This is a genomic window from Frankia sp. AvcI1, from assembly GCF_001420875.1.
In the GTDB taxonomy this organism is placed as follows: domain Bacteria; phylum Actinomycetota; class Actinomycetes; order Frankiales; family Frankiaceae; genus Frankia; species Frankia alni.
Map to the genome: position 1 here is coordinate 34204 of NZ_LJFZ01000009.1, position 16926 is coordinate 51129.

General features: G+C 75.3%; 9 protein-coding genes and 10 pseudogenes. 11 read left to right on the forward strand and 8 right to left on the reverse strand.

Features of this window, described 5'->3' with window-relative positions:
- Position 1 precedes the first annotated feature (1 nt).
- A pseudogene (locus UK94_RS11365) lies at positions 2-659 on the reverse strand (ATP-dependent DNA ligase); the annotation flags it as partial.
- Positions 660-890: 231 nt separating this feature from the next.
- Between UK94_RS11365 and UK94_RS48045 the strand changes: the two are divergent.
- The 3 genes and pseudogenes from UK94_RS48045 to UK94_RS48055 all read left to right on the forward strand — a co-directional run.
- The coding region (locus UK94_RS48045) for a Ku protein (protein ID WP_304438191.1) at positions 891-1128 on the forward strand (238 nt) is incomplete at its 3' end.
- Between the two features lies 1 nt (position 1129).
- Positions 1130-1318: pseudogene (locus tag UK94_RS48050) on the forward strand (Ku protein); the annotation flags it as partial.
- Between the two features lies 1 nt (position 1319).
- Positions 1320-2003 (forward strand): annotated as a pseudogene (locus tag UK94_RS48055) (Ku protein); the annotation flags it as partial.
- 190 nt (positions 2004-2193) lie between these two features.
- On the opposite strand, the gene UK94_RS11375 reads toward UK94_RS48055, so the two are convergent.
- Complete coding sequence (locus UK94_RS11375; RefSeq protein ID WP_083866929.1) at positions 2194-2397, reverse strand: CsbD family protein; 204 nt, start codon at positions 2395-2397, stop codon at positions 2194-2196.
- Positions 2398-2602: 205 nt separating this feature from the next.
- Between UK94_RS11375 and UK94_RS48060 the strand changes: the two are divergent.
- From UK94_RS48060 to UK94_RS11385, 4 genes and pseudogenes are all read left to right on the forward strand, one after another.
- Positions 2603-2735: pseudogene (locus UK94_RS48060) on the forward strand (adenylyltransferase/sulfurtransferase MoeZ); the annotation flags it as partial.
- Between the two features lies 1 nt (position 2736).
- Positions 2737-3420: pseudogene (locus tag UK94_RS48065) on the forward strand (ThiF family adenylyltransferase); the annotation flags it as partial.
- A gap of 1 nt (position 3421) precedes the next feature.
- Positions 3422-3775: pseudogene (locus UK94_RS48070) on the forward strand (rhodanese-like domain-containing protein); the annotation flags it as partial.
- A gap of 46 nt (positions 3776-3821) precedes the next feature.
- Positions 3822-4247, forward strand: a complete 426-nt coding sequence (locus UK94_RS11385; protein WP_041939816.1) for an MGMT family protein — start codon at positions 3822-3824, stop codon at positions 4245-4247.
- On the opposite strand, the gene UK94_RS11390 is transcribed toward UK94_RS11385, so the two are convergent.
- The coding region (locus UK94_RS11390) for an SDR family oxidoreductase (RefSeq protein ID WP_235487510.1) at positions 4214-4763 on the reverse strand (550 nt) is incomplete at its 5' end. The genes UK94_RS11385 and UK94_RS11390 overlap by 34 nt on opposite strands.
- Before the next feature lies 1 nt (position 4764).
- Positions 4765-4981, reverse strand: a pseudogene (locus UK94_RS48075) (SDR family NAD(P)-dependent oxidoreductase); the annotation flags it as partial.
- A gap of 108 nt (positions 4982-5089) precedes the next feature.
- Here UK94_RS48075 and UK94_RS11395 point away from each other — a divergent pair.
- The gene (locus UK94_RS11395; protein ID WP_055749797.1) at positions 5090-8530 is read left to right on the forward strand and encodes an ATP-dependent DNA helicase; all 3441 of its coding nucleotides are present in this window, start codon (positions 5090-5092) and stop codon (positions 8528-8530) included.
- Positions 8527-12177 carry an ATP-dependent DNA helicase gene (locus tag UK94_RS11400; protein WP_055749798.1) on the forward strand — a complete coding sequence of 1217 codons (3651 nt, stop codon included), beginning with the start codon at positions 8527-8529 and terminating at the stop codon, positions 12175-12177. Before UK94_RS11395 ends, UK94_RS11400 begins: the two co-directional genes overlap by 4 nt.
- A gap of 103 nt (positions 12178-12280) precedes the next feature.
- Here UK94_RS11400 and UK94_RS11405 read toward each other — a convergent pair whose 3' ends face one another.
- The 4 genes and pseudogenes from UK94_RS11405 to UK94_RS11415 form a co-directional block, all read right to left on the reverse strand.
- Positions 12281-13099: a MerR family transcriptional regulator gene (locus UK94_RS11405; RefSeq protein ID WP_055749918.1), complete on the reverse strand. Its 819-nt coding sequence runs from the start codon at positions 13097-13099 to the stop codon at positions 12281-12283.
- A gap of 202 nt (positions 13100-13301) precedes the next feature.
- Positions 13302-13513 (reverse strand): annotated as a pseudogene (locus UK94_RS48080) (endonuclease/exonuclease/phosphatase family protein); the annotation flags it as partial.
- A 1-nt stretch (position 13514) separates the two neighbouring features.
- Positions 13515-14029, reverse strand: a pseudogene (locus UK94_RS11410) (endonuclease); the annotation flags it as partial.
- A gap of 88 nt (positions 14030-14117) precedes the next feature.
- Positions 14118-15701 (reverse strand): helix-turn-helix domain-containing protein, encoded by a 1584-nt coding sequence (locus UK94_RS11415; protein ID WP_055749919.1) that lies wholly within the window; start codon positions 15699-15701, stop codon positions 14118-14120.
- A gap of 769 nt (positions 15702-16470) precedes the next feature.
- On the opposite strand from UK94_RS11415, the gene UK94_RS48085 reads away from it, so the two are divergent.
- Together UK94_RS48085 and UK94_RS48090 are read left to right on the forward strand one after the other, a co-directional pair.
- A partial coding sequence (locus UK94_RS48085; protein ID WP_235487512.1) for an insulinase family protein occupies positions 16471-16781 on the forward strand: 311 nt, incomplete at its 3' end.
- Position 16782: 1 nt separating this feature from the next.
- A pseudogene (locus tag UK94_RS48090) lies at positions 16783-16925 on the forward strand (insulinase family protein); the annotation flags it as partial.
- Position 16926 lies beyond the last annotated feature (1 nt).

The following is a 16926-nucleotide window of genomic DNA, read 5'->3' on the forward strand; positions in this document are numbered from 1 at the left end:
NGATCCTTGCGCATGTTCGCGACGACGAGGTCGGGATGGTCACGTTCCAGCCGGGTGGCCACCGCGCGCATGTCCGCCCGGACCTGCATGGCGGTTCGCCCGTCGGACACCCGTCCGTAGACCTGCAGGCCCTTGGACCCGCTGGTCTTCACGCACAGGGGCTCGGGCAGCACCTCGCGCAGCAGCAGGGCCACCCGGGCGCAGTCGACCACCGTGGCCGGCGCGCCCGGGTCCAGATCGGCGACGACGAGGTCGGGCAGCCCGGTCGAGATCCGCCACATCGGGGTGTGCAGTTCGAGCGCCGCGAGGTTGGCCAGCCACACCAGGGTGGCGCGGTCGGTGGCGACGAGGTAGTCGATCGTCGAGCGGTCCTTCGTGGACCCGGGCGAGGGCAGCCGTGCGGTGGTGGTCCAGTCGGGCCGGTGCGAGGGCGCGTTCTTGGTGAAGAAGCTCGACTCCGCGACGCCGTTCGGGAAGCGGACGACGGTCAGCGGCCGGTCCGCCAGGTGCGGCACGGCGACCTCGCTGATCCGGTGGTAGTAGTCGATGACCTGGGCCTTCGTGAAGCCGGTGGCCGGATAGAGGACCTTGTCCAGGTTGGACAGCCGGAGCTGGCGGCCATCGACCTCGACCGTCGTCTGGTGCGCCGCGTCGCTCATCCCGGCCCCGTTCCCGCCGTGCCCGCCGCTCCCGCCGATGTGCCGGGCACGTCCTCACCCCTTCCGGCCGGTGCCGACGGTGGCAACCCGGCGTCATCCGAGCGGTGTCCCGCTCGCGAACCGCCCTGCCCAGGGTCGCGTCTGCTGATAACTTTGGGCGTTTCCCTCATCTGGNTTACTCGTGGGCGTCCGGTGGGTCACCATGGTGGGTAATCGACGTGAGGGGCGAACATGCGTTCGATCTGGAAGGGTGTGATCTCCTTCGGCCTGGTGTCGATCCCGGTCCGGCTCTACTCCGCGACGCAGGAACGGGATGTCGCATTTCACCAGGTCAGGCGCTCGGATGGGTCCCGCGTGCGGTATCGCCGAGTGGCGGAGGCCGACGGGGACGAGGTCAACTACGCCGACATCGCCAAGGGTTACGAGCTGCCGGACGGCCAGACCGTCGTGCTCACCGACGAGGACTTCGNGAACCTGCCGTTGTCCACCTCCCGGGCGATCGATGTGCTCGAGTTCGTCCCGCTGGAGCAGGTCGACCCGATCTACTTCGCCAAGAGCTACTACATCGAACCGGACCGCACCGGCGCGAAGCCCTACGTCCTGTTGCGCGACGCGCTCGCCGAATCGGGCCGCGTCGCGCTGGTGAAGATAGCTCTGCGNCAGCGCGAGCAGCTCGCGACGCTCCGGGTGCGCGACGGCGTCTTCGTCCTGGAGACGATGATCTGGCCGGACGAGGTGCGCGAGCCGGACTTCCCGTTCCTGGACGAGGACGTCGAGGTGCGTCCGCAGGAGCTGGCGATGGCCGCCTCGCTGATCGACACCCTCGCCGCCGACTTCGACCCCACCCGGTTCACCGACGAGTACCGGGAGGCTCTGCAGTCGGTCATCGACGCCAAGATCGCCGGCCGTGAGGTGGTCAGCCCGCCGGCCAGCCCGGAGCAGGAGCCGGTCGGGGACCTGATGGCCGCGCTGCGCGCGAGCATCGCCGCCGCCCGGCGGGACCACCCCGACGGTGCCGGCGCCGCCGAGCCCGCCGAACCCGTCGCTGCCGCCGAGCCCGCCGACGAGAAGGCCAGCCCACCAGAAGTGAGAGGCACGGCGTCGAAGACCGCCCCAGCCAAGGCCGCGCCTGCCAAGGCCGCGCCTGCCAGAACGACGGCGGCCAAGGCCGCCAGAACGACGGCGGCCAAGTCCGCGCCTGCCAGAACCACGGCGGCCAAGGGCACCGGCGCCAGGGGCACTGCAGCCAAGGACGCGGCCGCCAAAGGCGAGACTGCCCGGGGAGCCGCGAAATCGAAGGCCGCGCCTGCACACACCGCTGCGCCCACCCGACGCTCAGCCTGATCTCACCGGAGCGGTAGCGCTGTCAGCCGAGGTTGCCGGCCCTGCCCCCGACGCCGGTTGNGGTACGTTTTGCCTGGTCCTGGTTCGCAGGCCGTGCGCACCGCACCGCAACCGGCTTCCCGCAGGCCAGAACCGGGGCTGCCGGGGGGCGACCGCGGGGCCGGCCGGGGCCGGCCGCCGCGGGAGGGAGCTAGCGGCGGAAGGCGTCCTTGGCCTTCTCGCCGGCGTCGCGCAGGTCGGCGACGCCGCGTTCGCCCCGGCCCTCGGCCCGCAGGTCCCGGTTGCCGGTGGCCTTCCCGGCCGTCTCCTTGCCCCGTCCTCGCAGCTCGTCCACCTTGTTCCTGACCTTGTCAACGAAGGACACCGCACTCAACTCCCCACGGGGTGTGGTCATCAGGTCATCGTCGGTGTACCCAGCGGGGTCCGGGGAACACGCCGGGGGTGCCAGGCGCTGCACCGACGGGAGTCGTTCCGGGCGAGGTCCGCGAGCCGAAGCGGCAGCGGACGCACGCGGATCGGGCGCGGGATGGCTCATTCCCGACGAGGCCGCGCGCGGGTGTGGCATCGTCGAAGAACGACACCGAACGCGAGGAGCAAGCGTGTCCCTTCCGCCCCTGGTCGACCCCGCCGAGGGCCTGACCGTCGACGAGGTTCGCCGGTACTCCAGGCATCTGATCATCCCGGATGTCGCCATGGACGGCCAGAAGCGGCTGAAGAACGCCAGGGTGCTGGNGGTCGGCGCCGGCGGGCTCGGCTCACCGACCCTGATGTACCTGGCGGCCGCGGGCGTCGGAACGCTCGGCATCGTCGAGTTCGACACCGTCGACGAGTCGAACCTGCAGCGCCAGATCATCCATGGCCAGTCCGACGTCGGCCGGTCGAAGGCCGAATCGGCGCGGGACTCGGTCCTCAACATCAACCCGTACGTCAACGTGGTCCTGCACGAGACCCGGCTGGATACCTCCAACGTGATGGAGATCTTCAGCCAGTACGACCTCATCGTCGACGGGACCGACAACTTCGCCACCCGGTACCTGGTCAACGACGCGGCCGTCCTGCTCGGCAAGCCGTACGTCTGGGGCTCGATCTACCGGTTCGACGGCCAGGCCAGCGTCTTCTGGGCGGACCACGGTCCGTGCTACCGCTGCCTCTACCCGGAGCCCCCGCCCCCCGGGATGGTCCCGTCCTGCGCCGAGGGCGGCGTGCTCGGCGTGCTGTGCGCGTCGATCGCGTCCATCCAGACCACCGAGGCGATCAAGCTGCTGACCGGGATCGGCGACCCGCTGGTCGGCCGGCTGATGGTCTACGACGCCCTCGAGATGACCTACCGGGCGATCAAGGTCCGCAAGGACCCGGAGTGCCCGCTCTGCGGGAAGAACCCGACGATCACCGAGCTGATCGACTACGAGGCGTTCTGNGGCGTCGTCTCCGAGGAGGCCCAGCTCGCGGCCGCCGGTTCGACGATCACCGCGAGCGAGCTCAAGGGCTGGCTGGACGCCGGCGAGCCGATCGAGCTGGTCGACGTGCGCGAGCCGGCGGAGTGGGAGATCGTCCGGATCCCCGGCGCCCGGCTGATCCCGAAGGGCGACCTGCCGGCCCACCTGGCCGAGCTGCCCCAGGACCGGCGGGTGGTCGTCTACTGCAAGTCCGGGGTGCGCTCCGCCGAGGCGCTCGCGACGCTCAAGGGCGCGGGGTTCTCCTCGGCCGTGCACGTCCAGGGCGGCGTGACGGCCTGGGCCACCCAGGTCGACAAGTCCCTGCCGGTCTACTGAGCGTGGGCGGGTCCGTCACCGGCGTGCGCCGGTCCGCGGGGTCGCGGTGAGCCGGCCACGCGGCCGGCGCGACGCGCCGCCGGCGAGCGTGTCCGCCGGGCTCGGCACCCGGATCCGCCTCGGCGGGGCCGAGCCGAGCCCGCACGCGGCCGAGGTGCTCGACGCGGTGGCCCGGATCCCGGCGGGCAAGGTGATGACCTACGGCGACGTCGCCGAGTACGTCGGCGCGGGCACCGGCCGGACCGTCGGTGCGGCGCTGTCCCGCTACGCGGACGACGACCTGCCGTGGCACCGGGTCATCCGGGCGAGCGGCGAGCCGAATCCGGCCGCGCCGGCCGAGGCACTGCGCCGGCTCGCCGTCGACCGCACCCCGCTGTCGGCGAACGGCGAACGAGTAGACCTCGCCGCCGCCCGCTGGGACGGCCGCCCGGCTGCTGATCAACGGGCGGACAGGCCGCCGTCGGCGAGGTAGACGCTGCCGGTGACCAGCGACGCCCGGTCGGAGAGCAGGAACACGGCCACCTCGGCGACCTCCTCGGCGGTGCCGAGCCGCTGGATCGGTGCCAGCAGCGCTGCGCCGCGCTGGCGGCGGCCGTCGACGTGCAGCAGCGGGGTGTCGACGAAGCCGGGCGCGACCGCGTTGACCCGGATCCGCCGCGTCGCGTACTCCAGTGCCGCGGTCCTGGTCAGCCCGATCACGCCGTGCTTGGCGGCGACGTACGGCGCGGACCCGGCGAAGCCGACCGTGCCGAACACCGAGGCCATGTTGACGATCGAGCCGCCGCCGCCGCCGTGCAGCATCGCCGTGATCTCGGCCCGCATGCTGTAGAAGACCCCGGACAGGTTCACGTCGAGCACCCGCTGCCAGTCCTCGGCGGGAGTGGTCCCGACCGGCTCACGCCCGGCCGTGACGCCGGCGTTGTTCACCGCCAGATCGAGCCGCCCGAAGGTGCCGACCGCGGCCTGCACCGCCCGTTCGAGCGCGTCGNGATCGGTGACGTCGGCCTCCAGCGCGATCGCGGCCCCGCCGTCCCGCTCGATCTGCGCCGCCACCTCCTTGACGCCGTCCGGATGGCGATCCGTGACGACAACCTGGGCGCCAGCGCTCGCCAGGCGGTGGGCGCAGGCGGCGCCTATGCCCGATCCCGCCCCGGTCACCAGCGCAACTTTGCCGCTGCATTCGGTCATGGGCCATGACAGTGCCATGTCGCGGCCGGCGCGTGCACGCGACCCCGACCCCGGCGCATCCCCGCGTGGCGCGGCATGGTCGGGAGCCGTCGCGAGGCTGTCGGACCCGCGTGGTGTGCTGTCGGGGTGGTTGCCGCACCTGCCCCCGCCGCGCCCGCCGGCCACCGGCTCGTCCCGACGCCGCTCACGCCGCTGCGCCGGTTCGTCGCCGACCCGGCGCAGCGCCGGGTCATCGAGCACCCGGGGGGCCCGCTGCTGGTGCTCGCCGGCCCGGGCACGGGTAAGACGGCGACCCTGGTCGAGGCGGTCGCCGCCCGGATCGAGGCCGGAGCGGACCCACGGTCGATCCTGGTCCTCACCTTCAGCCGCCGGGCCGCGGGCGAACTGCGGGAGCGGATCACCGCCCGGTTGGGTCCCGGCGGCTCCGCCTCCAGGGGCGGCCCCGGTAGCGGGGGCGGGCCGGGGGCGTGGACCTTTCACGCCTGGTGCCTGGCGCTGCTGCGGGCGCACGATCGGCCGGCGCCCCACGGCGGGTTCCGGCTGCTGTCGGGCCCGGAGCGGGACAGCCGGCTGCGGGAGCTCATCGAGGGCTCGCGCGAGGACGGCCGTCCCGTCTGGCCCCCGCAGCTCGCCCGCGCCCTGGGTACCCGCGGCTTCACCGAGGAGGTGCGGGCGCTGCTGGCGCGGGCCCGCGAGGTCGGCCTGGAGCCCGTGGGCCTGGCCCAGCTGGCCCGGCGCACCGACCGGCCGGACTGGGCCGCCCTCGCCGAGTTCTACGAGATGTACCTCGACGTGTTCGGCTTCGAGGGCGCGCTCGACTACGCCGACCTGGTGCACCGGGCCGTCGTCGTCGCCGAGGGCGCCGAGGCGGGCGAGGCGCTGCGCGCCCGCTATCGCCACGTCTTCGTCGACGAGTACCAGGACACCGACCCCGCTCAGGAGCGGCTGCTGCGCGCGGTCGCCGGCGGCGGGCGCGACCTGGTCGTCTTCGGCGATCCCGACCAGTCCATCTACGCCTTCCGCGGGGCGGAGGTCGCCGGCCTGCTCGACTTCCCGCAGCGTTTCGGCACGCCGGGGCGCGGTGGCGGGGCGCCGATCGTCGCGCTGCGCACCGGCCGACGGATGGCGCCCGCCCCGCTGCTGGCGAGCCGGCACGTGGCCAGGCGAATCCCGGCGGCCGGGCTCCCGGTGGCCGAGATCCGGGCGCACCGCGACCTGATCGGGCGCACCGACCTCGGCGCGGGCCGGGTCCAGGTCCGGACCTACCCGAGTGCCGGGGCGGAGGCGGAGGCCGTCGCCGACCTGCTGCGCCGCGAGCACCTGGAGAACGCCACCCCCTGGCCCGCGATGGCGGTCCTCGTCCGCACCGCGGACCGCATCGCCCGGCTGCGCCGGGTGCTGACCGCCGCGGGCGTGCCGGTCAGCGTCGACGGCGACGACCTGCCCGTCGCGCAGGAACCCGCCGCGGCGCTGCTGCTGCTGGCGTTGCGTTGCGCGGACAACCCCGCCGGCGCGCTCACCGCCGATGCCGCCCGCACCCTGCTCACCTCCCCGCTCGGCGGGGCGGACCCGGCGGGCCTGCGCGAGTTGGGCCGCGCGCTGCGTGCCTTCGATCGCGACGCGGGTGCCGGCGATCGTGACGCGGGTGGCGGCGATCGTGACGCCGGTGCCCGGCAGCCCGCCGCGTCGGCCGAGCTGGTCCGCCAGGCTGTCGCCGATCCGGACCGCTGGCTGGTGCGCGTCGCCGATCCGGTCGCCCGGCCCGCCCGCCGGGTCGGCGACCTGCTCGTCGTGGCCCGCCGGGCGCTGCGGGAGCCGGCCGGCTCGCCCGAGCAGGCGCTGTGGGCGCTGTGGTCGGCCAGCGGATGGCAGCAGGCGCTGGTGGCGGCGTCGGCGGCCGGCGGGGCGGCGGGGCGCGCAGCCGACCGCGACCTCGACGCGGTGGTGGCGCTGTTCGACGCCGTCGCCCGCCTCGCCCAGCGGCGCGGGCCCGGCACCGGCGCCGCGTCGCTGGTCGACGAGCTGGGCCGTCAGCAGATCGCCGCCGACGCCATCGCGCCGGTGGGGGAGGACGCCCGCCGCCGCGGCGTGCGGCTGCTGACCGCGCACCGCGCCAAGGGCCTGGAATGGGACGTCGTCGCCGTCTGCGGGGTGCAGGACGGGATCTGGCCGGACCTGCGGGAGCGGCATTCGCTGCTCGGCGCCGAGCAGCTCGACGCACCCGCCCGCGGCGGCCTGCGCCCGCCGCTGACCCGCCAGGACCTGCTCGCCGACGAGCGCCGGCTGTTCTACGTCGCGCTCACCCGGGCCCGGCGGCGTCTGCTGGTCACCGCCGTCAACAGCCCGGACGACGACGGCAGCCTGCCCAGCCGGCTGCTCGACGAGCTCGGCGTCGCCGTCGAGAACATCTCCGGTCGCCCGGCCCGGCCGCTGACCCTCGTCGGCCTCGTCGCGACGCTGCGCCGGCTGGCGACCGAGCCGACGTCGAGTCCGGCCCTGCGCGCCGCCGCCCGCCGCCGCCTCGCCGCCCTCGCCGCCGCCCGCGACGACGCCCACCGCCCGCTCGTCCCCGCCGCGCACCCGACCACCTGGTGGGGGCTGCTCGACGTGACCGACTCCGACGTGCCGGTCGTCGCGCCGGGCGCGCCGCTGCGGCTGTCCGGCTCGTCGTTGTCGAGCATCGGCACCTGCTCACTGCGGTGGTTCCTGGAGCACGAGGCGCACGCGGTCACCGTCGCCTCGACCGCGCAGGGTTTCGGCAAGGTGGTGCACGCCCTCGCCGACGAGGTGACCACCGGGCGCACCCCGGCGGATCTGGCCGCTCTCGACGCCCGGCTCGACACCGTCTGGCGGCATCTCGACTACGAGGCCCGCTGGCGCAGCGACCAGGAGCGGGCCGCCGCCCGGGAGGCGCTGGCCCGCTTCCTGGCCTGGCACGCCGGCGAGCGCGGGCGCCGGGTCGTCGACGCGGAGGTCCGGTTCACCTGCCGGCTCCACGTCGCGGGCCGGGAGGTGATGCTGCGCGGGTTCATCGACCGGCTGGAGCTCGACGACGCCGGCCGGGTGCATGTCATCGACTTCAAGACCGGCCGCAGCGCGCCCGGCCGCGCCGAGCTCGCCACCCACCCCCAGCTCGGCAGCTACCAGCTCGCCGTGCGGACCGGCGCCCTCGACGCGGCGATCGCCGCGGCCACTCCCGCCGCCGGTCGCCCCGCCGCTGTCGACCCGGCCGCTGTGGATCCGGCTGCTGGCGACCCGGCTGCTGGCGGTCCCGCCGTGGCGACTTCCGCGGTGCCCGGCGGCGCCGAGCTCGTCCAGCTTCGCCGCGATGCCGGTGGCGCCGGCGCCGGGCCCCGCCTGCCCGGCGAGGCACCCGGCCCGCCCGAGGTCCAGGCGCAGGAGGCCCTGCCCGCCGAGGGACCCACCTGGATGGACGATGTCCTCGGCGAGGCGGTGCGCACCATCGACGCGGAGGCGTTCCGGCCGACGCCGGGCGAGCACTGCACGATGTGCACGTTCCAGATGAGCTGCCCCGCCCGCCCCGAGGGACGGCAGGTGATCGAGTGAACGCGGCCGGATCCGGTCATCCTCGTCCGCCGGCTGGCCGGGGCCACCTGGGCGCCGGCGGGTCGGCGTCCCGCCAGCCGTTCCTGCCCGGGTTCGGCGGCGATCCGAGCGGCGACGCCGACGGCGCGTCCGCCGGTCCGCGGCTCGACCCGGAGGACCTGCGCGACCTGCTCGAGGTCCCCTACACCGACGAGCAGATCGCCGCCGCGACCGCCCCGTTGGAACCGGGGGTGATCGTCGCCGGCGCCGGCTCCGGGAAGACCTCGGTGATGGCGGCCCGGGTGGTCTGGCTCGTCGCGACCCGTCAGGTGCGCGCGGAGCAGGTGCTCGGGCTGACCTTCACCACGAAGGCGGCCGGGGAGCTGGCCGGCCGGGTGCGCCTCGCGCTGCGCAAGGCGGGGGCCGCCGATGCCGGCGGCTGGCCGGGCGCGCCCGGATCGGCCGCGGATGCCGAGGTGGACGGCGAACCCACCGTCGCCACCTACCACGCCTTCGCCGGGCGGCTCGTCGTCGACAACGCGCTGCGCCTCGGCCTGGAACCGGACGTCCAGCTGCTGTCCGGGGCGGCGCGCTACCAGCTCGCCGCGCGGGTCGCCCGCGCCTACGACGGCCCGGTGCAGGCGCTGACCCGCTCGCTGGGGGCCGTCGTCGGCGAGCTGGTCGCGCTCGACGCGGAGATGAGCGAGCACCTCGTCGACCCGGCGACGCTCGTCGCCTTCGACACCGCCTTCGGCGAGGAGGTACTGGCTGCCCTGGCCGCCGCCGGAGATCGGCGGGGCACGAAGGGTGTGCAGGAGCGGCTGCGCCGGTTCGCGGCCGCCGCCCGAGGGCGCTCGGAGCTCGCCGCGCTCGTCGCCGACTACCGCGCCGCCCGCCGCGAGCGGGACGTGCTCGACTTCGGCGACCAGGTCACCTACGCGGCCCGTCTCGCCGAGACGATGCCGGAGGTCGGCCGCGCCGAGCGGGCCCGGGCCGCCGTCGTCCTGCTCGACGAGTACCAGGACACCTCGGTCGCCCAGCGCCGCATGCTCACCGGCCTGTTCGGCGGCGGCCACCCGGTCACCGCCGTCGGCGACCCGTGTCAGGCGATCTACGGCTGGCGTGGGGCGTCGGTGGCGAACCTCGACCACTTCCCGACCCACTTCGCGCGCGCCGACGGTCGCCCGGCCGACGTCTACGAGCTGTCGGTGAACCAGCGCAGCGGTGGCCGGCTGCTCGATCTCGCCAACGCCGTGGCGGCCCAGCTGCGCGCGCGCCACCGGGTCGTCGAGCTGCGCCCACGGGCCGACGTCGCCGACCGCGGCGAGACGGTCGTGGCCCTGCACGCGAGCTGGGCCGACGAGGTGGCCTGGATCGCCGACCGGCTGCGCGCGGTGGTCGACGCGGGCACCGACCCCGGCGACATCGCCGTCCTCGTCCGGGCCCGCGGGGACATCCCGCCGCTGCTGACCGCGTTGCAGGCGGTCGGGCTGCCGGTCGAGGTCGTCGGGCTGACCGGCCTGCTCACCGTGCCGGAGGTCGCCGAGATCGTCGCGGTGTTGGAGGTCCTCGACGCGCCGACGGCGAACGCCGCGCTCGTCCGCCTGCTCACCGGCCCGCGGGTGCGCCTGGGCGCCCGCGACCTCGCCGCGCTGGGCCGCCACGCCCGCGAGGTCGTCCGCAGCCCCCCGCCCGTCGCCGACGCGGAGCCCGACCTGCCGGGGCGTGCGGATCCGCTTGCCGCGGCGGTGGCCGACGTCGACCCGGCGGACGTCGTCGCCCTCTCCGACGTCCTCGACGACCCCGGCCCCGAGATGTCCGCCGAGGGCCGACTGCGGGTGCGACGGCTCGCCGCCGAGATCGCCGAGCTGCGCGCCCATATCGGCGAGGGCCTGCTCGACCTGCTGCACCGCGTCGTCGCCACGATCGGGCTGGACGTCGAGCTCACCGCCACCGAGGCGGCCGTGCGCGCCCGCCGCCAGGAGAACGTCGCGGCCTTCCTCGACGTCGCCGCCGACTTCACCGACCCGGACGGGACGACCTCCCTGCACGCTTTCCTCGGCTTCCTGCGCGCCGCCCGGGAGCACGAGCGGGGCCTCGACGTCAGCGGCCCCTCCGGGGCGGACGCGATCGCCCTGATGACGATGCACCGCTCCAAGGGGCTGGAATGGGAGGTCGTGGCCGTGCCGAACCTCAGCGAGCGGGTCTTCCCCGACGTCACCGTCCGGGACCAGTGGACGACCTCGCCCGGCGTGCTGCCGGTGCCGCTGCGCGGCGACGCCGCGGACCTGCCCGCCTTCGAGGTCTCCGACCAGAAGGCGGACCTCGACGCGTTCGCGGCCGAGGTCCGCGCCTACGCCGAGCGGGAGGAGCGCCGGCTCGCCTACGTCGCGGTGACCCGGGCGAAGTCGCTGCTGTTCGCCAGCGGGCACTGGTGGGGGCCGGCGCAGAAGCGCCCGCGAGGCGCGTCGGTCTTCCTGACGGAACTCGCCGAGCACGCCCGCGGCGGCGGCGGACGGGTCGACCTCTGGGCCCCGCGGCCCGCGGAGAAGTCGAATCCGGCGCTGGCCACCCCCCGCCGTTTCGCCTGGCCGATCCCCTACGAACCCGAGCCGTACGCCCGCCGGGTCGAGGCGGCCCGCGACGTCCTCGCCCGACTCGAAGCGGCGCTCACCCCGCCCCCGCTCGGCGCCGACGTCCCGCCGTCCCCCACCGCTCCACCGCCCCCGACGCCATCGCCATCGCCATCGACATCGGGCACGCCGACGCCACCGACCTCGACATCGACATCGCCACCGGGCACGCCGACGCCACCGGGCACGCCGACGCCACCGGGCACGCCGACGCCACCGACAACGTCGACATCGCCGACGCCACACGCCACGCCGACGCCCTCTCGCGAGGGTGCGTCGGCGGTTCTGGGCGGCGGTGACCCGTCGGGGCTGACCGTGGCCGAGCGGGCGCTGCTGGCCGAGCTCGACCGCGAGGCGGAGCTGCTTGTCGTCGAGGAGCGGGCCGCCCGCGTCCCGCAGCTCGACGTGCCGATGCCGGCGAACCTGACCGCGTCCGAGATCGTCCGGCTGCAGGCCGATCCGGCGGCGTTCGCCCGCGAGCTCGTCCGCCCGCTGCCGCGTCAGCCGGTCGCGGCGGCCCGCCGCGGCAGCCGCTTCCACGCCTGGGTGGAGGAACTGTTCGACCATCGGGCGCTGATCGACGCCGAGGACCTGCCCGGCGCCCAGGACGCCGAGCTCACCGACGACGACCTGCGCTCGTTGCAGGAGGCGTTCCTGCGGACCCCGTACGGATCGCGCCGGCCCGCCGCGATCGAGGAGGCCTTCGAGCTCCCCCTCGCCGGGCGGATCGTGCGCGGCCGCATCGACGCCGTCTACGACCTCGGTGGCGGCCGGTGGGAGGTGATCGACTGGAAGACCGGCCAGTCGTCCGCGGACGAGCTCCAGCTCGCCGTGTACCGGCTGGCCTGGGCCCGGTTGCGCGGCGTCGACCCGAGCGCCGTCGACGCCGCCTTCCTCTACGTCCGCACCGGGGCCGTCGTCCGCCCGCCCCTGGTGACCGAGGACGAACTCGCCGCGCTGCTCGCCGCCCCCGACCACCCGCCAGCCCCGGAAACACGCGCACAGCCCCCGCCAGCTGCCCGCGCCGCAGACTGACACCGCCGCGCCCCGAAGCTCGGCCTGTTGCGGTGCGCGTTCTGCACGGTTCTGACAGGCAGACCGGGCAGAACGCACCGCAGTCGCCCGCCGCCGCCCGCCGTCAGGTCACGGCCGGGACGACGTCGGCCACCACGCACGTGACGTTGTCCGCGCCACCGGAGCCGTTCGCGAGGGCGACGAGCGCGCGGACCGCCTGTTCCGGTTCGGTCGTCGTCACCAGTACCCGGTGCAGCTCCGCCGCCGGCACCGCGCCGGACAGCCCGTCGGAGCACAGCAGGTAGCGGTCGCCCCGGCGCACCTCGCGCAGCCCGATGTCGGGAAAGGTCGCCGCGCCGCCGTCCAGCGCGCGCAGCAGGAGCAGCCGCTGCGGGTGGGTCGCCGCCTCCTCCGGGCGAAGGCGCCCGTCCTCGACCATCGATCGGACGAACGTGTGGTCGTGGGTGATCTGCCGCAGCTCGCCGCCGCGCAGCAGGTAGGCCCGCGAATCGCCGATGTGGACGAGCGCCAGGGCGGAGCCGGTCCACAGCAGGGCGGTCAGCGTCGTGCCGACCGCCCGCGATGCGCCGGCAGGGTCGACCTCGGCGCCGGCGCCGGGATCGGGATCGAGGTCGACAAGGTCCCGGACGGCCCGGTTCGCCCGCGCGACCGCGTCGGCGAGGAACGCGGCTACCTCGCGGGCCGTGGCGGGCCCGTCGAGTTCGCGGATCCGCCGGATGCGCGCGAGCGGCATCCCCAGCCGGCGCAGCCAGGCCACCAGCCGGGCCTCTTCGAGCTGCTCCGGCGCGTAGCGGCGGTAGCCCGTCAGCGGGTCGACCTGCCGCGGACGGAGCAACCCGAGCTCGTCGTAGAGCCGAAGCGCCTTCGGGGACAGCCGGCTCAACCGGGCGAACTCCCCGATCGTCAGCAGCGCCATCGCCATCGCCACCGCCTCCTCGGCCCGGGGCCTTCTTCGGCCCAGGGCCTTCCTCGTGCCAGNCACGGCGCCCGGCTGCGGCCATGCTTCGGCCTGCCCATGGGGCAAGGTCAACCGCCGGCGCGCTCGGGCGGGTCGGCCCGGTCAGATCGGCTGGTTGGCCAGATCGACGAGCAGGGCCCGGTGGTCGGAGATCTCGGACCGCTGNCACAGGACGGCGGTGACGTCGCCCACCGGCCCGCGGGCCAGCACGTGATCGAGCTGGACGCGGGGAGCGTGCGCGGGATAGGTCGGGGTGACCGCCAGCCGTCGCCAGCGGGTCAGTGCCGCCGGCAGGCGGCCCGGCAGGTTGAGGTCCCCGAGCACGATCAGCGGACCGTCGACGTCGGCGAGGCGACGGGACAGCCGCAGCAACTGCAGNGCGTTCCACCCGGGGACGAACGACAGGTGCGTCGTGACGACGGTGAGCGGCCCGCCGGGCGTGTCGATCCGGGCGGCGACCGCGACCCGCGGCTCGTCGTCCAGCAGGATCAGGCGTCCCGGTCCGTTCGGGCCACCCGGAATCGCGATGGGGGAGCGGACCGGGGCCCGGCCGAGGTCGATCACCCGCCACTCGCGGACCGGCAGCAGGCTGATCAGCGCGATGCCGTACGCCGGCTCACCGGGCCTGCGGGCGCCCTCGGCAGGCCGCCAGCCGGCCCCCGGCGTGCCGAACACGGTCGGGACGAACCGCCAGTTCCCGTCGGCGGCCCCGAGCGCCGCCGCGGCCTCGGCAGCCAGATCGACTCCGCCGGATCGTGGCTGGTCGAGATCGACCTCCTGCAGGCCGAGCACATCCGCGCCCAGCCCGGCGACGGCGGCGGCGAAACGATGCGGCTCGACCCGCCCGTCGGCGAGGGACAGGCCGTGCATCACGTTGAAGGAGCCCAGCCGCACGCCTGGACCGTACCGGATCGGACGGTCCCGGACTCCTCGGCGACGCAGGGGCGCCGGGCCTCGCTGCCGGCTGCGCGTTGCCCGGGTGTCAGCGCCTGGTCGCGGCGCCCGCCGTCGGGTCAGACCCGCTGGCCGCGGCCACACCGCCCGAACTGGCCACACCGCCCGCACCGAGCGCGCCACTCGGGCCGAGCGCCGGTTCGGCGCGGGGAGCGGTGGCGCCGGCGCGCAGCACCAGCTCGAGGTCGAAGCGGACGTCGGGATCCTCCAGGCACGGCCCGAACAGCTCGCGGAGCTGGTTGACCCGGTACCGGACGGTCTGCGGGTGGATGTGCAGCCGTTCGGCGATCAGGCCGCGCTGCCCCCGCAGCGACAGCCAGTGCAGCAGGGTCTCGGCCAGCCGTTCGCGGGTGCGACTCGGCAGGCCGTCGAGGGGAGCGAGCAGCCGGGTCGCCAGATCCGTCACGAGACCCGGGTCGCGGGCGAGCACCAGCGCGCTGAGGTGCTCGTCGGTGAACAGCGGGTCGGCGGCGCCCGCGGCGGCGAGCCGGCCGGCGCTGCGCGCGTCGCGGGCGAACCGGGCCCGGGCGGCGCTCGCCTTGGCCTGGCCCCAGGGCACCGCCGGTCCCACCACCGCGGCGAGGCCCGCCAGCCGCTTCGCCAGCGCCGCCCGCGCCGGGCCGCGTTCCGCCGAGCCCACGAACAGCCAGGTGTCCTGGCCCTGCACGGCCCGCGGGCAGTCCGCTGGCAGCATGAACGGCTCGAAGCGGCCGGGCGCTGCCGGCGCGGACTCGGCGAGGCCGAACCCACCCGGGCCGACGCCACCCGGGCCAGATCCACCAGGAACGGATCCGCCGATGACGAGCCCGCCCGGCACGGATCCGCCGGGGACGAGCCCGCCCGGCACGGATCCGCCAGGGACGGGCGCGCCCGGAACGGATCCGCCCGCGACGAGTCCGCTCGGGGCGGATCCGGCCGGGACGAACTCCGCCGGGACGGGACCCGTCAGGAGGAGCCCCGCGGGGACGGACGCGGCCGATTCGCGTCCGGCCGCCGGCTGCGGATCGGGCCGGGCCGGGATGAGGACCGCGGCGAGCCGGCGGGGCAGCCGCACGCTGGCCGCGTCGGCGACCTGGGCGACGGCGTCCGCGGGGGCGCCGGTGAGCAGCATCTCGCCGATGCGGTCGAGCAGGCGCTCCCGCTCGCCGCCCGCCGCGAACTGCTCGGCGGCGTAGCCCTCGGCGGAGGCCGCGGAGATCCCGTCGATGTAGGCGAACATCATCTCGGCCAGGGAGACCAGGCCCGCGGCGTCGACGCCGCCGTGGCGCACCGCGGCCTCCCCGAAGCGCCGCCAGGACACGCGGGCGCCGACCCGGTAGGCGCTGAGAAGGTTGTCCAGCGACCGGCCGGAGTGGACCTCGCCGCGGCCGAGCCGGACGTACACCTCACGGCTGGCGGCAAGATCCGGTGCGCAGTGGGGGCCGGCCTCGACCACGGTGAGGAAGCGGTGCAGGGCCTCGGCGACCCCGCGGCGCACCCCGCGGCCGAACCGGCCCTCCAACGGGCGGGCGTAGGCGGGCACCTCGCGGGCGATCGCCGCGATGATCTCCTCGCCCAGCGAGTCAACTTCCACGGCGAGGCTCTCGGGTAGACCGGCCGGAAACTGTCCCATGGGGACAGTTTGCCGATTGGTGGTCGCCATTTCCCGCACCTCGTCACCCGAGCCGGGTCGCTCGTGGTCGTCGATCGTCCCCAGCCGGCAGAATCGGCCCGTGAACGCTCTGACCGGCATCATCAGCGCTCTGATTACTGGCGTGATCATAGGGTTGCTGGGACGGGCCCTCGTTCCCCGGTCCCGGCGAGCCCCCATCGGCTGCGTGATGACCATCCTGCTGGGTCTGCTCGGCGCGGCCCTCGGGCTGGTGGTCGCCGCGGNGATCGACGCAGGCGCCCCCGTGACCCTACTTCTGCAGGTCGCGATCGCCGCCACGCTGGTCTTTCTGGTCTCCGCGGCTGGCGCGCCCGGCCGGGCGACGGGCTCCGCAGTGNGGCGCCGCGGCGCCCCGGGCCGCGAGCGGGGGGCCGCGCGCTCGGGCGGTCGGCGCCGCGCGCGCGATCGTCGGGGTGCGGCGCGAGGATGGTGAGCGCAGGGTCGCGGGCGTACCGGTCGGCGCCCGGCGCGGCTGTGTGGTGATTCCGGGCCGCGGGCCGGGTGCCCGGATGCGGGCGTCCATGGGTGGGACCGCCCGGCACCCGCGGCGTACCCCGGGCCGGCGAGGGCTCGGACGACTGCGTCACACCGCAGCAGGCGCCCCGCAACGCCGCGTCGGACGGCGCAGGACCGGCCGGCGGCCTTCTTCGCCACCGGGCCGGGCCGACGGGCAGTAGCGTTGGCGACTGTGTCCTCGCCTAGAGAACCCGGTCCGGTCGGCACCGCCGCGGTGAGGTCGGCCCTGCCGGCATCCTCCTATCCGATCGAGCGGACCCGGCTCGACAACGGCCTGCGGGTCCTGCTCGCTCCCGACCGCACGGCTCCGGTGGTGGCCGTCTCCGTGCACTACGACGTGGGCTTCCGGTCCGAGCCCGAAGGCCGCACCGGTTTCGCCCACCTGTTCGAGCACCTGATGTTCCAGGGCAGCGCGAACGTGGGGAAGGCGGAACATCCCAAGCACGTCCAGGCCGCCGGTGGAATCTTCAACGGCTCCACGCACCCCGACTACACGGACTATTTCGAGCTGCTGCCGGCCGGCGCNCTCGAACTGGCCCTGTTCCTCGAGGCGGACCGGATGCGGGCGCCCAAGATCACCCGGCAGAACCTCGACAACCAGATCGCCGTGGTGCAGGAGGAGATCCGGGTCAACGTCCTCAACCGGCCGTACGGCGGATTTCCCTGGATN